The sequence below is a fragment of the uncultured Tateyamaria sp. genome (genome assembly GCF_947496075.1).
GTDB lineage: Bacteria > Pseudomonadota > Alphaproteobacteria > Rhodobacterales > Rhodobacteraceae > Tateyamaria.
In genome coordinates this window covers 47,956-66,535 of the sequence record NZ_CANMBJ010000001.1, presented here as the reverse complement: position 1 = coordinate 66,535, position 18,580 = coordinate 47,956, and the positions used below count along the sequence as shown (strand labels likewise).

Below are 18,580 nucleotides of genomic sequence, written 5' to 3'. Positions count from 1 at the left end.
CTCAGGTCGGGAATTTTTTGAAATGGGAAATGAAAATAGTGCTCATTAAGTTTGGAATGTAAGCCTCTGATCAAAAATGATTAGCGAGCAGAAACCATCCTGCAAGCGCTGCTTCGATACCACCAAAGATCAGCACTTTTTTCACCGGAGGTTTGTCAAACACTAAAGACAGACACCGCCCCAAGGCCGCGCCGGCAAAGGCAAAGCCGATCATTGCATAGGCCAATGGTGCATCGATCCAGATGGCAGCGAGCCCCGCCACCACAAAAAGCCCGCCCACAGAGGCGCGCATTTCGCTCAGCCCCATGGTGCTGTGTGTCGGCGCAAGGTCTAGAGCGGAGGCCGTGTACCGCGGCGCTACAAAACCGAAGAGGCCGAAAGCGATAGTCAGGAGTGCGGCGAGGATGTTCAGTATGTCGATCATGCGCGGCACGTAGGGCCAAGTATGGCCCGAGGCAAGTCTAGAAGCTGTCGCGTATGGGTGTGTTCAACCGGTCCTCAAGATCTTTGTTGAAGGCCGCAAGATCGATGCCCGGGTCGAGGTCATCGACCGTTTTGATGTCGACCGAGATATGGCGACGCCCCTTGCTGCGTCCGATGAACGTCCAGAAATAGTCATATCGCGCGGGTTGGAACCGGCCCAAACCGTCGAGCCTGAGCAGCAGGACGGGGCTATCGGGGTTGGCTTGCAGGATGTCTTGCGCACCGGACAGGTGTGGTGCGATCACCTCGGGTTCCTGTTGTCGTGTGTGACCTGAGGGGAACAGCAGGATGCTTTCGCCACTATCGAGGGCAGACAGAATACGTTGCATGCTTGCCTCTTTCTGGGCTTGCCGCTTTTCCGCTGGCCAGGACTTGGGTGAACTGACCGGGATCGCACGGGCCACGAACATGGGGAACCATTGTATCCAGTTGTAGTACTCTTTGTAGTGCACAACGGGCCGGATACGCTGCGTCGTATAGAGGATCGCGGCGATCAACGGTCCGTCGAAGCGGCTGACATGGGTGGCAAGGATCAGCGCGCCTTGCGTGTCCTGTAGCAGGTGTTTGCCCGAGCAGCTGACATTGTAGAACAGCGAAAAATACGTGCGCACAATGGCGAAGAAAAAGTGGCGCAGCCATTTACCCAATGTTCTATCGATCAGTCGCAACATATTGGGCATTCCGGTACCGCACGTCTCTTCTCAGACAGTTGCGGTCTGTTGCCGCCAGGTCAATGCCTTTTTCAGAACGCGGTCCACAGCCCGACACCACCTACCACAATCAGGCTGAGTGCCCAGACAAGCTCGAGGTCGAACCAACCCCGCTTGAGGAAATTGAGGCCCAACCAGCGGTGCACGGCATAGGCCACGGCCCCGCCAGACCCCATCATGGCAGCGGTGTGCAGCACAGCCACGCCAAGGGCCAGCGCTGTCGTTGCCATCAAGGCGGAGGCTGCGCGGTGACCCGCATCCAGTTCCTCAATTGCACATAGGCCCAGGTAGATCGGCACCAGCATCAAGGCGGCGCCATGCGCGAGTGCGACAAGGAAAGACCACAGCGTAAGCTTGTGCGGAGGAATGCGCGCAAGGAAACGGGGATGTTTGCGCGTGATGGCAAGGTAGACGCCCATCGCAATCACGATCAGCCCCGCGCCAATGCGTATTTCGCCTTGGTAATCGATCAGCAATGTCATCATCGAAAACGGCAGCAGAATGCCCAGCATCGCCACGAAGTGACCGAGCGATAGGGCACCCAGAGCGGGCCAGAGCGCACTGCGCCTGCGTTCAAACAGGGCCGACGACACGGCCAGTGGCCATCCCATGCCGGGGTTCAGGCCGTGGTAGAGGCCGGAGAGGATGACGGCGAGCCAGAGGCCCGCCGCCGTCGTCATGTCCATCTAGACGGATGGGTAGCAGAAACTGTCCGTCGAACAGTCGCCACCTTCAAGCCGGATCTGGTGGCTGCGGTAGCCTTCGGGAAACTTGGTCCAGAAGTTTTCATCCAGCGTCAGTCCGCCATCTTCACCCACGTGGGCCATGACCATCGCCGCACCACGCTCGCCGGGATAGAACTGGTCATCCCAGGTGGAATAAAGCGAGTTGGTCCAGTAGACGCGTTTGCCATCGCGGCTGATCTCGACCATCTGCGGGCCGTATCCAAAGTCCTTGCCATTGGGGTGCTTGGTTTTCTTGACGATGCCGCCAATTTCGACCTTGCCAGCGAGCACGGGGTTCATCGGGTCGGACACATCGTATTGGTGCATTTCACCAAGACCCCAGCAGGCAACGTAGAGGTACTTGTCATCGAGGCTCAGGTCGATGTCTGTGACCAGCGGTGGCACCGCACCAAAGCCCTTGAGGAGATCGGGCAGGTCGTCCGCGTCCGCAGGTACGGGGTCGATCGTGATCGTCTTCTTGGCCTGCCATTCACCGTCCTCATCCCGCCACCAGGTAAAGATCGCACCCTGCAGGTTGGTGGTATCAACCACCACGCCACAGAACCCATATTCCTTGACCGGGTCGTGGGCTGGGCGGATTTCCAGCGCCATCTGGTGATTTTCTCCCAGGTCGATGGACTTCGTTACCTTACGCCCGCGCAGGTCCCAGAAGTGGATCGTGTGGCCGTATTTGTTGGACAGAAGATCCTCTGGCACCACACCATTTTCGAATTGCGGCGGGAGGCCCCATTCGCTGCTGACCATGTAGTCGCGCGGCAGATTCCACCAGAAATCGTAATGCTTGTCCTGAATGCCGCGGTCCATCTCGTAGCGGCCCAGAATGTCGAAGGTTTCGCAATCCATGATGAAGATACCGGGAGGGCCATCGGTGCCATCCTCACCACCGCCGCCCAGGGTCGATACATAGATGCCCTCGGGTCCGCAGTGAATGGTGTGAGGGCGGGAATAGCCCGTCTTCTCAAACAGTTCTTCGGGTTCGATGATCTTGTGGATCTTGGCTTTGAGCGGTTCCTTTACATCAATAATGTAGATGCGCGACGACCGGATGCCAGGAATGATCAGGTAACGGCGTTCAAGAAACGCGTGGCCGGTGAGGGGGCTGAGCGCCGAAGAACAGGCATTCCAACCGAAATGGTGAAACTCGTCACCAAGGTTGGGGACATAAAGCTCATGGACGATCTGGCTGTAAGTGTCGCTCGTGGGATCAACATCGACAACCGCAAGGCCATCGGGTTTGGTCCCATCAGGGCTGAGCATCAGCGTAAACGCCAATTTCTCAACCGGGGCTTCCATGGCCATCTTGGGCGAGGGGTGAAATGTGGGATCGGGTCTTAAATTCATAGCGTCCTCCCTGACGTATGGTTGACGATCAGTGCCCGACCCCTCGGATGCCTTTGCGACTTTTGGGGGAAGGATCAGGCGGTCTTGTGCTCCTTTTCTGCGGCCTTTTGCGCGCGGGCAGTGACGACCGAATGGGCCAGCTCTCGCGTGTAGGCTTCTAATTTAACCAATGTCGCGTCGATCTTGGTGGCGTCCCGAGCCTCGACCGCGTCCGCGATGTCCGTGTGCAGCGCCACAATCGCTTCGCGCGACCGGGCGGTGAACGTGATCATGTTCATAAGAGGCTGCATCGCCTCGACCGCACCGGCAAGCTGATAGCTGAGTACCTTGTTGCCTGCGCCATCCACCAATGCCCGGTGAAAGGTGACATCAGAGGCACAAAACGCCTCGTCGGTGAGGCCGGGCTGGCCTTGACGGTGAATTTCCGCGCGCATCGTAGCCAAATGATCCGGCGTACGGCGTTCCGCGGAAAGCGGGGCACAGGCACGCTCCAGCGCATAGCGCGCTTCACAGGCGACATCGAAACTGACAGCATTCATGGACAGCAGCAGGGTCGAGGTCGTGACCTGCTGGGCATAAGCATCTTCGAATCGCAGGCGGTTCACGAAAGCGCCGCCCGTGGCCCCGCGCTGGGTTCTGATCAGCGATTGCGCCGCGAGTCGCTTTAGGGCCTCGCGCACCGTGGGCCGGGATACGTCAAAGTGATCGGCAAGCTCGGCCTCGCTTGGAAGCCGTTGATCCACAATCAAATCACCTGCGATAATGGCATCCCGGATCGCCTTGGCAATCTGGGCAGAGAGATCAACTGTGCTGTCGGGATCAATTTTCATTTGTCATACATTTTAATGTCTGACATTTAATCTGGCAAGCATTGAGTCGCATGAGGTCAGGGAGGACACATGTCGCACATCGTTCGTTCGACCCTCTGGCTGGGGTTCTTCGGCGCGATTTTGGCGTCGTGGTGGGTCATGTATTCCATGTCGCTTTCCATGGACGTGGACCTGTTTGGCCGCCCAGGAGACATGGGCGCGCGCATGGCTGCCATGGACCCGCGCATGCCCATGTACATGCCGATGGCCAATTTTGGTCCGCTATTTGCCATGTGGGCGATCATGATGGCCGCGATGATGTTGCCGACATTGGTGCCGACCTTGCGCAGCTACGAGGACCTGATGGTGTCGGCGAACGGCACGCGGGTAGGGTGGCTGGGTGTGCTACTGGGCTACTTCGTGGTTTGGGTCGCCTTTGCTGCGCTGATCTCGGCTGTGCAACTGGCCTTGCTTTATGGTGGCATCATCGACATGCTGGGCATACCCAAGACCACCACATTTGCGGGCCTGCTGCTGCTGGCCGTCGGTCTGTTCCAATTCACCCGAGCGAAGGAAATCTGCCATGGCGTTTGCCATAGCCCCATGACCTATTTTCTCGGCCACTGGCGCACCGGCTTTGCGGGCGGGTTGCGCATGGGGCTCGGCCTCGGCGCGTTTTGCGTGGGCTGTTGTTGGGGCTTCATGGCGCTTGGCTTTGTCGGCGGCGTGATGAGCCTTTTGTGGATGGGCCTTGCCACGCTGTTTATGGTGATCGAAAAACTGCCCCAGATCGGGCATGTTGTTACAAAACCCTTGGGGGTTCTACTGGTGCTGGGTGGTATCAGTGTGCTCGCATATCCCGTTGTTTCAGGAGGATAAGATGGCCGTGAAAAAACGCCCCGACGCGGATAAGTTGCCGGTCAGTCAGCGCATCGACAGCCGGATGCCCAACCCGGGCCGGCGGCAGATGTCGCCCACCGAATGGGCTATCAAGGGCGAACTGTTTCTCAACTGTTCGTGCGAGCTCTTTTGTCCCTGCGTCGTCTCACTTGGCGCGCATCCCCCCACCGAAGGGCATTGCCACGCGTGGATGGCCATTGCCATCGACGAAGGACATTTCGAAGGCGAGGACCTGAGCGGCCTGAACGTCGGCCTGATGGTCGATATCCCTGGTCGTATGGGGGAAGGCGGCTGGCGTGTCGCGGCCTATGTGGACGAGCGCGCAAGCGGCAAGGCCTACAATGGCATCCTGCAGATATTCTCTGGCGCCGCAGGCGGCACTACGGGTCTCTTCACCATGCTGGTCAGCGACATCGTGGGCGCCGAGCGTGAAAAGGTCGAGATCGTGCGCGAAGGCAAGAAACGCGGCCTCTATATCGGGCGCAAGATCCAGGGCGAGATCGAGATGATCACCGGCAAGTCCGAGGATCACCCGGTGATGATCACCAACTCCAAGTACTGGATGGGGCCGGATATCATCGCAGCCCGCGGTGTGAAATCCAAGGTGCGTGACTACGGCCGCATCTGGGACTTCGGCGGCAAATCCGCGGAAATCTGCCCGATCGACTGGAAAGGTCCCAAACCATGATCGACGCGGGTTATGTACGTACCATGGCCCGTTACAACGCCTGGCAGAACCGCCAACTGACGGAAATGCTCACAGGCGTGCCGGACGAGGACCTGCGCAAGGATCGCGGTGCGTTCTTCGGGTCCGTCATGGCGACGCTCAACCACATCCTGTGGGGCGACACGATCTGGATGAGCCGGTTCGACGCGGACCTGCCTCCGCCGTCGGTTCCGCCCGAACAGCACAAGGAATTCACCCCGACATTCGCGGTCTGGAGTGCGGAGCGCTTCCGCATGGACGGCACGATCCGCCTTTGGGGCGACCGCCTCGACACCGTCGCGCTCAAGGGCGATTTGTCTTGGCATTCCAGCACCTTACAGCAGGACTTTGAAATGCCGCTTGAAACCTGCGTGGTGCACCTTTTCACCCACCAGGCCCACCACCGGGGTCAGGTCCACGCCATGATGACGGCCGCCGGTCTGACCGCTCCCGTTACTGATATTGTGTTCATGCCAAAGGACGACTGATGGCCGTCATATCTCCGTCACGCCGCCTGCGCCGCACACCCTTTTCTGAAGGGGTCGAGGCGGCAGGCGTCAAAGCCTACACCATCTACAACCGCATGCTGCTGCCGACCGTGTTCGAAAGCGTCGAGGCAGATTACCGCCATCTCAAAGACCACGTTCAGGTCTGGGACGTCTCGGTCGAACGGCAAGTGGAACTTCGCGGTCCGGACGCCGGGCGGCTGATGCAGATGCTGACACCGCGCGATCTACGCCGGATGCTGCCGGGACAGTGCTACTACGTGCCCATCGTGGATGAGACGGGCGGCATGCTCAACGATCCTGTTGCGGTCAAGCTCAGCGAGGACCGGTGGTGGATTTCCATTGCTGACAGCGATCTGCTGCTCTGGGTCAAGGGCATCGCTAACGGCTACCGCCTGGACGTGCTGGTGGATGAGCCGGACGTGTCGCCGCTGGCCATCCAGGGGCCCAAGGCCGATGATCTGCTGGAGCGCGTGTTTGGCGACCGCGTGCGCGACATCCGCTTTTTCCGCTTCGACATGTTCCAGTTCGAGGGGCAGGACCTAGCCATTGCCCGCTCAGGTTACTCCAAGCAGGGCGGGTTCGAAATCTATGTGCCGGACAGCGCGCTTGGCATGCCGCTGTGGCACGCTTTGTTTAATTCAGGCGAAGACCTACAGGTCCGTGCGGGCTGCCCCAATGCCATTGAGCGGATCGAAGGTGGGCTCTTGAGCTATGGCAATGACATGACCGACGACAACACACCGCATGAGTGCGGGCTGGGGCGGTTCTGCGACACCCAGACGGCTATCGGTTGTATTGGACGTGATGCGCTTTTGCGCGTGTCCAAGGAAGGGCCGGTTCAGCAAATTCGCCCCATCGTTATCCATGGGGATGCGGTGCCGACCTGTGACCGGCCTTGGCCACTTCTCGCCGGCGGCAAACGCGTGGGGCAGGTGACGTCGGCTGCATGGTCGCCGGACTTTAAGACCAACGTGGCCATCGGTATGGTGCGCATGACGCATTGGGATCCCGGAACTGACCTCGAAGTCGACACCCTCGATGGGATACGCCGGGCCACGGTACAAGAGGCGTTCTGGTTATAGATGTGGAACCGGGGCGCTGCCCCGGACCCCGAAGTTTACTTTGCAAGATGAAGCAGGGGATCATCCCCAGAAAAATGGAGAACAAAATGTTCAATGCACTGGTGGTCAACAAGGACGAAGAAAGTGGCAAAACGTCCGCTGCGGTGCAGGAACTGTCGCTGGATGATCTGCCGCAGGCTGAGGTGACCGTAGCGGTTGAGTATTCGACCGTGAACTATAAGGACGGTCTTTGCATTGGTCCGGGCGGCGGACTCGTTCGCAAATACCCCCACGTGCCAGGCATCGACTTTGCCGGGACAGTCGAGGCGTCCGATGATGACCGCTACAAACCCGGCGACAAGGTCGTGCTGACCGGCTGGCGCGTGGGCGAGGCGCATTGGGGCGGTTACTCCCAGAAGGCGCGGGTCAAGGCGGATTGGCTGGTGCCACTGCCGGAAGGTCTTGATACGCGGCAGGCCATGGCCGTTGGGACCGCTGGCTTCACGGCAATGCTGGCCGTGATGGCGCTGGAAGATCATGGGATCAAGAGTGGTCCGGTTCTGGTCACCGGTGCTGCGGGTGGGGTTGGCTCTGTTGCCACCGCCATTCTTGCCAACCTTGGTCACACTGTTGCAGGCGTAACGGGGCGGCCCGAAACGGCCGACTATCTGACCTCTCTCGGTGCCAGCCAGATCGTGGCCCGGGAAGAGATCAATGAAACCACCAAGCGCCCGCTTGAGGGTGAAACCTGGGGCGGCTGTGTCGATGCCGTGGGTGGCGCCATGCTGGCCCGCGTGTTGGGACAGATGGAATACGGTGCCTCTGTGGCTGCCGTAGGTCTGGCGGGCGGAGCAGCCTTACCTGCGACGGTCATTCCGTTCCTGCTGCGGGGTGTGAACCTTCTGGGCATCGACAGTGTCATGCAGCCCTACGACAATCGTGTCCGCGCCTGGGATCGCATTGCGAAAGACCTGCCCATGGACAAGCTTGAAGCCATGGTTCAGCCCGCCACTCTGTCCGATCTGCCAAAGCTGGGTGCAGACATTTTGCAAGGGCAAGTGAAGGGCCGCGTCGTGGTCGACGTGAACGCCTGATCGGTCTAGACGGGTCTTCGAACAGCTTTCGGAGACCCGCGATGACCGCCTATGACGACCAGAACATCTTTGCCAAGATCCTGAGGGGCGAAATCCCCAATGTCACCGTCTACGAGGACGATGATACCCTTTGCTTCATGGATATCATGCCGCGCACAGACGGACATTGTCTGGTGATCCCCAAAACACCATGCCGCAATGTGCTGGATGCCAGCGACGCACAGTTGGCCTCCGTCATGTCCACGGTCAAGAAGGTGGCAAACGCGGCCAAGACCGCATTTGATGCCGATGGCATCACCGTTCAGCAGTTCAATGAAACTGCGGGCGGCCAAGAGGTGTTTCATTTGCACTTTCATATCCACCCACGTCACGACGGTGTTTCGATGCGCCCACCGGGCAAAATGGGTGATATGGAGGCGATCAAGGCGCATGCAGAGAAGATGCGCGCGGCACTTTAAGCTTGAACCTGCGATGTGGAAGGGGTGCATAACATGCGCCCCTTCGCCGTTCATACCTGCGTTTACTCGGCTGGTTGACCGATGGCACCGTCCTCTTTGGCGCGGCGGCTGTCATTGAACAATGCCTTGATCAGCGACAACACCATCAGGACCATGATGATGGTAAAGGGCAGGGCGCCTATGATCATTGCGTCCTGAAGCGATGCCAGGGGATCGCCCCCGCGTCCTGAAGCCCCCGCGATGATCAAACCGCCGATCACCCCTGTCATGATCAGACCCCAGATGATCCGGTGCTTGATACCTGTTTCCTGCGCGCCGCCGGACATGATCGTGTTCATCACAAGAATCCCGGAATCCGCGGAAGTGACAAGGAACGTCATGATAAGCACCACGCACATGATGGTGATGGCAGACAGGAAGCCGCCCTCGATCATGTAGCTGAGTGTGACAAACAGCTTGTTGGTGTTTGACGCGCCGATGATGGCGCCTTCGGCCACGCCTTGCAGCTCCAGATCAATGGCGGTGCCGCCAAGGATGGTCATCCAAGCAAAACAAACCAATGCGGGTGCAAATACACAGCCGAGAATAAACTCACGGATCGTGCGACCCTTTGAGATGCGGGCGAGAAACAGGCCCACAAAGGGCGAGAACGCGATCCACCAGGCCCAGTAAAACGTGGTCCAGCCCGATTGCCAGCCAAAGAGCCGTCCCTGGCTGCCTGCATCGTACGCTGCGGCTTGTGTCTCGGGTGGCAGAGAGGCAGCCGCGCCCTCCAGTCCTTCTGTAAAGCCATCCAGACTGCCCCATGCATTTGTCGCCCCACCGTACAGATCGGCTGCAAGCGGTGCGGCGTCGGCCGGCAGAGTGGCGGCAAAGGCATCTTGCGCCAACGGGCTATACGCTTCGAAGCTGAGCGGGATGAACTGGATGATGTAGTCGACCAATGCTGTTCCATAAGTCGTCATGGCAAACACGAAGCTGCCAAAGATCACGAAGGTCATCAGCAGAATGATCGATAGAACGAGGTTCAGGTTCGACAGGTACTTGATCCCACGCCCGACACCCGACACGGCAGACAGGATCGATAGGAACATGATGATGGCAAGCGCCGACAACAGGCCGACGGTGGACGGGGCAGGTGGTGCATCCCCTTCGCTGGCACCCATCAACCAATCCAGGCCCGTCACGGCGTACACTCCATCGACAAACTGGCTCACCCCATAACCGATGGTGACAGATACACCAAGGATGGTTGCGACAACGCCCAGCACATCGACGATGTGTCCCACAATTCCGTTGGCGACTTTCCCCAGAAGCGGGGTCAGCGCAGACCGGATCGTCAGGGGCATGTCGCGGGTGTAGGCGTAGTAGGCAAGGCTCAAACCCGTCACGACGTAGATAGCCCAGGCATGGAATCCGTAGTGCAGGAAGGTGTAGCGATAGGCGGATGTTAAGGCTTCGGGCGAATTGCCCTCGACGTTCCCCGCAACAACAACGGGGTTGGATCCCCAAAGCCCCAGCGGTTCAGCTGTCGCAAAGACCATAAGCCCGACACCAAGTCCGGCGCCAAACATCATTGAGAACCAGGAGAAGTTGGAGAATTCCGGGACCGTATCGACGCCCCCCAGTTTTCGCCTGCCTGTGGGGAGTATGGCGAGGGCAAACAGGAAAAACGCAAATGCACCCACAGAGATGATGTAGAACGCATTAAAGCCCTGCAGCAACGCCCAGTTCCAGTCGTCCAGAGTGCCATTGGCACTGACCGGGAAAATGATGGCCCACAAGACAAGCGCGACCATGATCGCTTTGGACTTGAGGGCGATGGGAAGGCTGTAGCCTTCATAGAACCCTGACTCCTGTTTGTTGATATCAAGATCCGTGAATGGTTCTTTTATCGCCATAAGATTGGCTCCCTGTTTCTGAGTTGGCCTGCCATCTTGTGTGACCTCGGCACCAGCGTGGGTTTCATCGTTTCGTAAGGTCTGAAAACGACACCCTTTGTCCGCGGCTTCGCGCGGTGCGTGCATTAAGGGTGACAGGGTTCAGGGCGAATACTGGTGAAACAGCGACAGTAAATGGGTGTGATTTGACGATTTTGGGCCGTTATCGGGGATGAACGGTACCGTCGGGTCCGACCATGCAGAAAGCAATGAAAGCCGCGAATCTCAAAAAATGAGACATATTTTGCGGGCAATACGGCCATTTTTGACGCAAGAAACGGCGCAGTTTTTGAAAATTGAACGCCGTTTTTTCATATCAGAAACAAAAACGGCGTTCTGGTGTCCAATGCGACCTGTACTGTTCGAATTAACACTTCGTTTATGTCTCTACCCGTGCTTTGCTCTTGTCATAAAAACGACAACAGGAAGGTATCTATGTCTATTCAACCTCCATTGACGGAGCTGCCGATCAAAACCGCTGATAGCGGTTTTTATCGAGGGTTCAGCGTCAACGTTGCGGTGATCAGTAAGATCATCATCAGTATGCTCGTCGTCTGGTGCATTGTCTGGCCAACCGAGGCCGGCACGATTCTGGGCGACTGGAACAGCGTAATTCTGGAAAACTTCGCCGCCTGGTACATCTGGGTCGTGACGTTTTTCGTGCTTGTCTGCCTTGGGCTCGCCCTCTGGCCGACTGCAGGGCGTTTGAACCTCGGCCAACCGGGCGAAAAGCCCGAGTTCAGCAACTTCTCCTGGTTTTCGATGATGTTCGGTGCCGGGATCGGTGTCGGCATGCTCACCTGGGCCGTGGCCGAGCCGGTGGCCCACTTCAAGAACAACCCCTCCGTCATCCAAGGCGCCACCACGGCGCTGGGTGAGGATAACGTGCGCGAGGCCTATGTGTGGTCGTTCCTTCACTGGGGTCTGGGCGCCTGGGCGTGCTACGCTATCGCGGGTCTTGCGCTTGCGTTCTTCAGCTACCGCCGCGGTCTGCCGCTGACGATCCGCTCGTCGCTGACGCCGCTGTTTGGCTCTTCGCTGTCGGGCTTTCTGGGCAACCTCATCGATATCGTGGCGGTTGTGGCAACCATTCTTGGTGTGGCGCAAACGCTTGGTTTTGGCGTTGAACAATTCGTGGCCGGTCTGACCCGGATCGGGATTGGTGGCCTGGTGCTCGACGATGGCTCTGCCACGACACTCGGCATCATCGTGGCGCTTCTGGTCATCATGGGCGCCTCGACCCTGTCGGCACTGTCCGGTGTGGGCAAGGGCATCAAGTGGCTCTCCAACATCAACATGGTTCTGTCGATTGTCCTTCTGGGCTTCTTCATCCTGTTCGGCGCTACCTTCTTTGGTGCAGCGGCCTTCTTCGTTGGGATCTGGGACTATCTGATCGCGCTGCCATGGCTCAGCTTCAATGTATACGCGTCTGACGGTGTGGACGGATCCGAAGCGTTCCTGCTGGCACAGTGGCAGGGCTGGTGGCCCGTGTTCTACTGGGCCTGGTGGATCGCGTTTGCACCATTCGTGGGTCTGTTCCTGGCGCGCATCTCGCGCGGTCGGACCATCCGCGAGTTCGTGCTGGGTGCTATGATCGTTCCGTCGCTGATGTGCTTTGTCTGGTTCTCATGGGCCGGTGGCACAGCCATTGACCTGGAACTGAACGGCGATGCCAATGGCGTCATTCTGGACGCGGCCAATGGCGACAAGATCTTTGCCATGACCGAGTTCATGTTGGCACCAATTGCACAGGCACTGGCGTGGGGCATGGCGGTTCTGATCGTTGTGTTGCTGATGACGTTCCTGGTGACGTCCGCAGACTCTGCCGTGCTGATCGTGAACACCATCAACGCGGCCGGTGACGAAGGTCCAAAAGCGCGTCCCCACATCCTGTTCTGGGGTTCAGCCCTTGGCCTTGTTGTGGCGGGCTTGCTGATCTCCGGCGGGACCGGGGCCATTCAGACGGCCATGGTGATTGGGGCGTTGCCGTTCTCGATCGTGATGGCGTTGATGTGCATCGCGCTGATCAAGGCGATCTATAATGATGGTCGCCGCGAGGCCGCAGGCGTGCCTGCCGTCCATTCGGAAATTCCGGGTGCGACGGGCAATGGCTTGCCGGCTGAGTAAGACCTGACTTCCCAGTTGTCCTTGATGACAGCTGGGATAGCATTGAAAGGCCCTGATCAATTGGTTGGGGCCTTTTTCTTGTTAAGATAAAGGACCAGCCGATGCCTCTTGATCTTGAGTTTGTGCGCGCGCAATTCCCTGCCTTTGCCGAACCGTCGTTGCAGGGACAGGCTTTCTTCGAAAACGCCGGGGGGAGCTACACTTGCAAACAGGTCATTGATCGCCTGTTCCGGTTTTACACGCAGCGCAAGGTGCAGCCCTATGCCGACTACGAGGCATCACGGCTAGGCGGGGAAGAGATGGACGAGGCACGCGTGCGGATGGCTGCCGTCCTTGGTGTGGATACGGACGAGTTGAGTTTTGGACCATCAACCACGCAGAACACCTATGTCCTGGCGCAAGCCTTCGCCCAGATGATGCAGCCGGGTGAAGCGATCGTGGTGACCAATCAAGATCACGAGGCCAACACGGGCCCGTGGCGGCGTCTGGCGGATCGGGGGATCGAAATCCGTGAATGGCAAATGGATCCCGGCAGCGGCCATCTGGATACCGCAGTGCTGGAAGACCTGCTGGACGAAAAGGTCCGTTTGGTCTGCTTTCCCCATTGCTCAAACGTGGTGGGAGAGATCAACCCGGTGACCGAGATCACCGCGCTTGCCCATGCCGCCGGGGCGTTTGTCTGTGTCGACGGCGTCAGTTACGCGCCGCACGGCTTCCCCGATGTTGGCCATCTTGGCCCCGACATCTATCTGTTCTCGGCTTACAAAACCTACGGTCCGCATCAGGGTCTGATGGTCATCCGGCGCGCCCTGGGAGAGCTGCTGCCGAACCAGGGACACTACTTCAACGCTGACAGCCTCTATAAACGGTTTACTCCCGCTGGGCCCGATCATGCTCAAGTGGCCGCATGTGCGGGCATGGCAGATTATGTGCACGCGCTTTACGATCACCATACAAGCGGTGGTGGGACACAAGTGTCCCCGCGGGGACAAGTCGTTCATGACCTCATGCGCACACGAGAAATCGACGCGTTGACCCGGGTCATGGATGCCGTGAAAGACCGCAATGATCTGCGTGTTATAGGTCCCACGGACGCAGCGATCCGTGCACCAACCGTTGCGTTGGATTTGGGACGTGACCCGGTCGCAGTAGCCGCCCGCCTTGCCGATCATGGCATCATGGCCGGAGGTGGGGATTTCTATGCAGTCCGGGCGCTTCAGGCTATGGGGGTCGATCCGGATCAGGGTGTTTTGCGGCTGAGTTTCACACACTACACGAATGATGCAGAGATTGATCAGCTTCTAACGGCCCTTGACGCGGTTCTTTGACGTAAAGGCAACCTGCGACAACTTGATCCATCGGCGCGCGTGCTACGTAAGCCTCGGTAAGAAAAGGGAACGGGGCGTTGAGCAGCACACCGATCATCATATGGTTTCGCCGCGATCTGCGGTTGAGCGATCATCCGGCTTTGAAAGCCGCCTGTGACAGCAATCGGCCCGTCATTCCGGTCGTGATACGTGACGCCAGTGTGGATGATCTGGGCGCTGCGCCAAAATGGCGTTGGGGCTTGGGCGTTGAACATCTTGCCCAGTCTTTGGCCGACAAAGGCAGCAGATTGATCTTCCGCTCGGGCGATGCTTTGGACGTTTTGCAAAAGCTGATCGCCGAGACTGGAGCAGGGGCGGTTCATTGGTCGCGCCTTTACGATCCGCAAGCTGTGGAGCGCGATACAGCAATCAAAGCTGCCTTGAAAGATCAGAGCATTGAAGCGCGCAGTTTCGGTGGCCATCTGATGTTCGAGCCATGGACGGCGGAGACAAAGACTGGCGGCTTCTACAAGGTCTACACACCGTTCTGGCGATCAGTGAAGGACCGGGAAGTTGATGCGCCGTTGTCTCTGCCGGGGCGCATTCCAGCGCCTGAAAGCTGGCTTGAGAGCGAGGTGTTGGGTGACTGGGCTCTTGGCGCAGCTATGAACCGCGGGGCAGGCGTTGTCCGCCCTCATGTGCGGCTTGGCGAAACCGCGGCACAGTCACGGCTTGGCGATTTTATCGAAACCAAAGTCGCCGGTTACGTCGAGGGCCGGGATATCCCGGCCGAAGACCGCACATCGAACCTGTCGGAAAACCTGGCTTTGGGTGAAATTAGCCCGCACCAGTGTTGGCATGCAGGCATGCGGGCGCTTCATGAAGGCAAGGCAGGGGCAGAAGTATTCTTGAAGGAACTGGTATGGCGTGAGTTCGCGTACCACCTGATGCATCACACCCCCCATATTCTGGATCGCAACTGGAAAGAACACTGGGACGGGTTTCCTTGGAACGAAGGCGAAACCGCAGAGGTCCTCGCTTGGAAACAGGGGCGAACCGGTATTCAGTTTGTCGATGCCGCGATGCGCGAGATGTACGTAACAGGCCGCATGCACAACCGGGGCCGCATGATCGTGGCATCCTATCTATGCAAGCATCTGATGACGCATTGGCGGATCGGTCAGCAATGGTTTGATGACTGCCTGATTGACTGGGATCCGGCAAGCAATGCGATGGGGTGGCAGTGGTCAGCGGGATCAGGCCCCGATGCGACGCCGTATTTCCGCGTGTTCAACCCGGTGACCCAACTGGATAAGTTCGACAAGAACCGCGACTATGTCAGCCGGTGGATTGCCGAAGGCCGGCGCAATCCGGCGCCGGAGGCGCTGTCATATTTCGACGCGATCCCGCGGTCTTGGAATCTGTCGCCGAATGACATCTATCCCGGCCCGATTGTACCAGCGGATGAGGGGCGGAAACGGGCGCTAAGTGCTTATGAAAACCGTAATTTCTGATGACAACCGCGTGCGCATGGTTGCGCGGCTCAATGTGTCAAGCTAACTTGACAAAAACACGAACGGGGAGCGTGTATGATCCTTACTACGACTGACGGCCAAACGGGCTTGCCACGCTATTTCGCCCGTGTTTTCAGCATGGCTCAGGGGATGAACAATGGCCGGGTGGATTTCATCCTGCCGGACGGTCGCCACTTTCGGGCCGAGGGACCAAACCCCGGTCCGGTGGCAGAGGTGCATATCCACAACGATGACCTGTTTGCCCGGCTGATCCGTGAGGGTGACTTGGGTTTTTGCGATGCTTACCTTGACGAGTGGTGGAGCACGCCAGATCTGCAATCCTTTATGGATTGGGTCCATGCGGACAACGACGACATCTATGACGGGTTCCCCGGCATGGGTCTGGTGCGCCGGTTCGAGAAGTTTCGCTTTTGGCTGCAGCGCAATCATCGCGAACAAGCGCTCAAGAACATCAGCTATCACTATGACCTTGGCAACGAGTTCTATGGCCTTTGGCTGGATGACACGATGACATATTCATCAGCCCTGTTTGAGACGGGGCAGGAAAGCCATGAGGCTGCGCAGATCGCGAAATATGCCAGCATGGTAGACCAGATGGGGGCGCAGCCTGGGGATCATATCCTTGAGATCGGGTGCGGTTGGGGCGGGTTCGCCGAATATGCGGCCAAGGAACGCGGATTGAAGGTCACAGGTCTGACCATCAGTGAAGAACAGTTTAAGTATGCACAAGATCGCATTGAAAAAGCAGGACTTTCCGATGTTGTAGATTTCAAGCTGCAGGACTATCGGGATGAGCGTGGCACTTATGACGGCATCGCCTCGATCGAGATGTTCGAGGCGGTTGGAGAGAAGTACTGGCCCATCTACTTTGAGACGGTCAAACAGCGCTTGAAACCCGGTAAGAATGCCACGTTGCAGATCATCACCGTGCAGGACCGCCGTTGGAAGGTTTACAAACGTGGCGTCGACTTTATCCAGAAGTACATTTTCCCGGGTGGTATGCTTCCCAGCCCATCTGTTCTGCGTCAGCAGATCATCAAGGCAGGTCTGGGCGTCGAGACATCCATTGAGTTTGGCCAAAGCTACAACATCTCACTCAGACGCTGGCATGAGGCGTTCAACCAGAGGTGGGACCAGATTGCCGATATGGGATTTGATGACCGGTTTCGCAGAATGTGGAATTTTTACCTCACCTCTTGCGCGGCGACCTTTGAAAGTGCCAACTGCGACGTAACGCAGATCACGATCAAACGACCTGGATAGCCATGAAAGACCAAAAATATGCCTGACGCAGCCAAGTTAGTGGCCGCTTTGGGCCTTGGGCTATTGGCCTTTATCGTGTCGGGCATGATCATGCCGTTGTTCGAGGAAGACACGAACTTTGGCTGGTTTACCTACGTGAATATCGTAGTGGGGGCTGTCACCGGCTGGAAGGTGATCGGCTCGCGCGCGGGGCGTGGGCTCACATCGGCTGTCAATGTCGGGCTTACTGGTCCGATTGTCATGGTGTTCTGGGCCTTGTTTGTTCAGTCCTGCAACGAGATGGTGCGTATCGCCATGAAGAACCGGTATGATGGCGCGTTTGAGGCCTTGCTGGCTATTTTTCAGATTGGTTCAGAGTGGGCGATTTTGATGAGCACGGTTTCCATCTGGGCGACATTGCTGATCGGGGGTGTGATCACCGGTATCTTGACCGAATATGCGTGGCGCACCTGGCGGTGAGGCAATGAACAGTCTGTTTTGCTATGGCACGTTGCAGCACGTGCCGCTGCTTGAGCGCGTTCTGGGGCGCAGCGCCGACAGCATCGATTTGGCCCCTGCATCCTTGCGTGACTACATCGCATTGTCCGAGCGGGAAGGGCACTACCCGGTTCTGCGTCAACGTGCCAACGCTGAAACAGCAGGTATCATTGTGCGCGGCCTTTCGACCGAGGATTTCGCACGGTTGAACTACTATGAGGGTGGTTTTGATTACGAGTTGCGCGCCGTTACGCTGACCTCTGGCGAGGCCGCGGATGTCTATGTTCCGGGTCAAACGGTTTCATCCATTGACGATGTCTGGGACTTTTCCGCGTGGCAAGAGCGCTGGGGCGCAATGACCGTCTGGGCCGCCGATGAGGTTATGGATGGCTTTGGCAAACTGGATGCCAAAGAGGTGGCCCGCCGGTTTCCGCGTATACGCGCGCGGGCCTGGAGCAAGGTACTGGCGCAATCGGGCCGACACGGGCAGGGGGTTCTGGATGGGCGCGTGGATATCATGTCGCACACGCGGGCCCACACGAATTTCTTTGCCATGGATGAGGTGGCGCTGCGCCATGAGACTTTTGGCGGTGACATGTCTGACCAGATCGAGCGCGCCGTATTTATCTCGTCCGATGCTGCGATCGTATTGCCTTATGATCCGGTACGGGATCGGGTTTTGCTGGTGGAACAGATCCGTCTGGGTCCAATCGGCCGGAACGACCCGGTACAATGGCAGATGGAACCTGTTGCCGGATTGATTGATCCTGGCGAAACCGCGGAAGAAGCCGCGCGGAGGGAAGGGGCCGAGGAAGCGGGGCTTGAGTTTCGCCTGCTTGAACCTGCTGGCGAGTGTTATGCCTCGCCCGGTGCAGCGACTGACTTCTTTCATCTGTTTGTCGGGATCTGCGATTTGCCCGATGACAGTGCCGGTATTGGTGGTCAGGAAGACGAAGGCGAAAACATCCGCAGCCACCTGTTGTCTTTTGTAGATCTGCTTGAGATGGCCGATGATCGCCGGGTTGCCAATGCGCCCCTAGCGTTGCTCACCTACTGGTTGGCCCGCCACCGTGCGCGTTTGCGCGCCGCTGTGTGACCCAACGCGGCTTGAGGT

The 18,580-nt window shown here is 58.2% G+C and carries 18 protein-coding genes; 12 read left to right on the top strand and 6 right to left on the bottom strand.

Annotated features, from left to right (window positions below; translation table 11 throughout):
* Window positions 1-70: 70 nt before the first annotated feature.
* The 5 genes from Q1A51_RS00305 to Q1A51_RS00285 all read right to left on the bottom strand — a co-directional run bounded on the left by Q1A51_RS00305 (window position 71) and on the right by Q1A51_RS00285 (window position 4,110).
* Complete coding sequence (locus Q1A51_RS00305) at window positions 71-424, bottom strand: DUF4345 family protein (RefSeq protein ID WP_299605602.1); 354 nt, start codon at window positions 422-424, stop codon at window positions 71-73.
* 37 nt (window positions 425-461) lie between these two features.
* A complete protein-coding gene (locus Q1A51_RS00300; RefSeq protein WP_299671100.1) occupies window positions 462-1,154 on the bottom strand; it encodes a 1-acyl-sn-glycerol-3-phosphate acyltransferase in 693 nt (230 codons plus the stop codon).
* Between the two features lie 71 nt (window positions 1,155-1,225).
* A complete protein-coding gene (locus Q1A51_RS00295; RefSeq protein ID WP_299196274.1) occupies window positions 1,226-1,879 on the bottom strand; it encodes a hypothetical protein in 654 nt (217 codons plus the stop codon).
* Complete coding sequence (locus Q1A51_RS00290) at window positions 1,880-3,280, bottom strand: selenium-binding protein SBP56-related protein (protein ID WP_299605597.1); 1,401 nt, start codon at window positions 3,278-3,280, stop codon at window positions 1,880-1,882. It abuts the gene before it with no gap.
* A 74-nt stretch (window positions 3,281-3,354) separates the two neighbouring features.
* Window positions 3,355-4,110, bottom strand: coding sequence for an FCD domain-containing protein (locus Q1A51_RS00285; protein WP_299196278.1), 756 nt, complete (start codon window positions 4,108-4,110; stop codon window positions 3,355-3,357).
* Window positions 4,111-4,179: 69 nt separating this feature from the next.
* On the opposite strand from Q1A51_RS00285, the gene Q1A51_RS00280 reads away from it, so the two are divergent.
* From Q1A51_RS00280 to Q1A51_RS00255, 6 genes are all read left to right on the top strand, one after another.
* The gene (locus Q1A51_RS00280; protein WP_299605595.1) at window positions 4,180-4,968 is read left to right on the top strand and encodes a DUF2182 domain-containing protein; all 789 of its coding nucleotides are present in this window, start codon (window positions 4,180-4,182) and stop codon (window positions 4,966-4,968) included.
* Between the two features lies 1 nt (window position 4,969).
* Complete coding sequence (locus Q1A51_RS00275; RefSeq protein WP_299196282.1) at window positions 4,970-5,677, top strand: DUF1326 domain-containing protein; 708 nt, start codon at window positions 4,970-4,972, stop codon at window positions 5,675-5,677.
* Window positions 5,674-6,183, top strand: coding sequence for a DinB family protein (locus tag Q1A51_RS00270; protein ID WP_299605593.1), 510 nt, complete (start codon window positions 5,674-5,676; stop codon window positions 6,181-6,183). Before Q1A51_RS00275 ends, Q1A51_RS00270 begins: the two co-directional genes overlap by 4 nt.
* A complete protein-coding gene (locus Q1A51_RS00265) occupies window positions 6,183-7,286 on the top strand; it encodes a dimethylsulfoniopropionate demethylase (RefSeq protein ID WP_299605590.1) in 1,104 nt (367 codons plus the stop codon). The genes Q1A51_RS00270 and Q1A51_RS00265 overlap by 1 nt, the downstream gene beginning before the upstream one ends.
* An 86-nt stretch (window positions 7,287-7,372) precedes the next feature.
* Window positions 7,373-8,359, top strand: a complete 987-nt coding sequence (acuI, locus tag Q1A51_RS00260; RefSeq protein ID WP_299605587.1) for an acryloyl-CoA reductase — start codon at window positions 7,373-7,375, stop codon at window positions 8,357-8,359.
* Window positions 8,360-8,400: 41 nt separating this feature from the next.
* Window positions 8,401-8,817 carry an HIT family protein gene (locus Q1A51_RS00255; protein ID WP_299196291.1) on the top strand — a complete coding sequence of 139 codons (417 nt, stop codon included), beginning with the start codon at window positions 8,401-8,403 and terminating at the stop codon, window positions 8,815-8,817.
* 62 nt (window positions 8,818-8,879) lie between these two features.
* Here the strand turns inward: Q1A51_RS00255 and Q1A51_RS00250 are convergent, their stop codons facing one another.
* On the bottom strand, window positions 8,880-10,718 hold the full coding sequence (locus tag Q1A51_RS00250; protein WP_299605584.1) for a BCCT family transporter: 1,839 nt from the start codon (window positions 10,716-10,718) through the stop codon (window positions 8,880-8,882).
* 474 nt (window positions 10,719-11,192) lie between these two features.
* Between Q1A51_RS00250 and Q1A51_RS00245 the strand changes: the two genes are divergently transcribed.
* The 6 genes from Q1A51_RS00245 (at window position 11,193) to Q1A51_RS00220 (ending at window position 18,562) form a co-directional block, all read left to right on the top strand.
* Window positions 11,193-12,884, top strand: coding sequence for a BCCT family transporter (locus tag Q1A51_RS00245; protein WP_299196295.1), 1,692 nt, complete (start codon window positions 11,193-11,195; stop codon window positions 12,882-12,884).
* A 101-nt stretch (window positions 12,885-12,985) separates the two neighbouring features.
* A complete protein-coding gene (locus tag Q1A51_RS00240; RefSeq protein WP_299605581.1) occupies window positions 12,986-14,212 on the top strand; it encodes an aminotransferase class V-fold PLP-dependent enzyme in 1,227 nt (408 codons plus the stop codon).
* A 77-nt stretch (window positions 14,213-14,289) separates the two neighbouring features.
* Window positions 14,290-15,705 carry a deoxyribodipyrimidine photo-lyase gene (locus tag Q1A51_RS00235; RefSeq protein WP_299605579.1) on the top strand — a complete coding sequence of 472 codons (1,416 nt, stop codon included), beginning with the start codon at window positions 14,290-14,292 and terminating at the stop codon, window positions 15,703-15,705.
* A gap of 75 nt (window positions 15,706-15,780) precedes the next feature.
* Window positions 15,781-16,989 carry a cyclopropane-fatty-acyl-phospholipid synthase family protein gene (locus Q1A51_RS00230; RefSeq protein WP_299605577.1) on the top strand — a complete coding sequence of 403 codons (1,209 nt, stop codon included), beginning with the start codon at window positions 15,781-15,783 and terminating at the stop codon, window positions 16,987-16,989.
* An 18-nt stretch (window positions 16,990-17,007) separates the two neighbouring features.
* A complete protein-coding gene (locus Q1A51_RS00225) occupies window positions 17,008-17,448 on the top strand; it encodes a TrgA family protein (RefSeq protein WP_299605574.1) in 441 nt (146 codons plus the stop codon).
* Window positions 17,449-17,452: 4 nt separating this feature from the next.
* Complete coding sequence (locus Q1A51_RS00220; protein ID WP_299605572.1) at window positions 17,453-18,562, top strand: NUDIX domain-containing protein; 1,110 nt, start codon at window positions 17,453-17,455, stop codon at window positions 18,560-18,562.
* Window positions 18,563-18,580 lie beyond the last annotated feature (18 nt).

Excerpts from the sequence above, each read along its gene's own strand:
- Q1A51_RS00305 (WP_299605602.1), bottom strand. The coding sequence starts at position 424 with ATGATCGACATACTGAACATCCTCGCCGCACTCCTGACTATCGCTTTC.
- Q1A51_RS00300 (WP_299671100.1), bottom strand. The coding sequence starts at position 1,154 with ATGTTGCGACTGATCGATAGAACATTGGGTAAATGGCTGCGCCACTTT.
- Q1A51_RS00295 (WP_299196274.1), bottom strand. The coding sequence starts at position 1,879 with ATGGACATGACGACGGCGGCGGGCCTCTGGCTCGCCGTCATCCTCTCC.
- Q1A51_RS00290 (WP_299605597.1), bottom strand. The coding sequence starts at position 3,280 with ATGAATTTAAGACCCGATCCCACATTTCACCCCTCGCCCAAGATGGCC.
- Q1A51_RS00285 (WP_299196278.1), bottom strand. The coding sequence starts at position 4,110 with ATGAAAATTGATCCCGACAGCACAGTTGATCTCTCTGCCCAGATTGCC.
- Q1A51_RS00280 (WP_299605595.1), top strand. The coding sequence starts at position 4,180 with ATGTCGCACATCGTTCGTTCGACCCTCTGGCTGGGGTTCTTCGGCGCG.
- Q1A51_RS00275 (WP_299196282.1), top strand. The coding sequence starts at position 4,970 with ATGGCCGTGAAAAAACGCCCCGACGCGGATAAGTTGCCGGTCAGTCAG.
- Q1A51_RS00270 (WP_299605593.1), top strand. The coding sequence starts at position 5,674 with ATGATCGACGCGGGTTATGTACGTACCATGGCCCGTTACAACGCCTGG.
- Q1A51_RS00265 (WP_299605590.1), top strand. The coding sequence starts at position 6,183 with ATGGCCGTCATATCTCCGTCACGCCGCCTGCGCCGCACACCCTTTTCT.
- acuI (WP_299605587.1), top strand. The coding sequence starts at position 7,373 with ATGTTCAATGCACTGGTGGTCAACAAGGACGAAGAAAGTGGCAAAACG.
- Q1A51_RS00255 (WP_299196291.1), top strand. The coding sequence starts at position 8,401 with ATGACCGCCTATGACGACCAGAACATCTTTGCCAAGATCCTGAGGGGC.
- Q1A51_RS00250 (WP_299605584.1), bottom strand. The coding sequence starts at position 10,718 with ATGGCGATAAAAGAACCATTCACGGATCTTGATATCAACAAACAGGAG.
- Q1A51_RS00245 (WP_299196295.1), top strand. The coding sequence starts at position 11,193 with ATGTCTATTCAACCTCCATTGACGGAGCTGCCGATCAAAACCGCTGAT.
- Q1A51_RS00240 (WP_299605581.1), top strand. The coding sequence starts at position 12,986 with ATGCCTCTTGATCTTGAGTTTGTGCGCGCGCAATTCCCTGCCTTTGCC.
- Q1A51_RS00230 (WP_299605577.1), top strand. The coding sequence starts at position 15,781 with ATGATCCTTACTACGACTGACGGCCAAACGGGCTTGCCACGCTATTTC.
- Q1A51_RS00225 (WP_299605574.1), top strand. The coding sequence starts at position 17,008 with ATGCCTGACGCAGCCAAGTTAGTGGCCGCTTTGGGCCTTGGGCTATTG.
- Q1A51_RS00220 (WP_299605572.1), top strand. The coding sequence starts at position 17,453 with ATGAACAGTCTGTTTTGCTATGGCACGTTGCAGCACGTGCCGCTGCTT.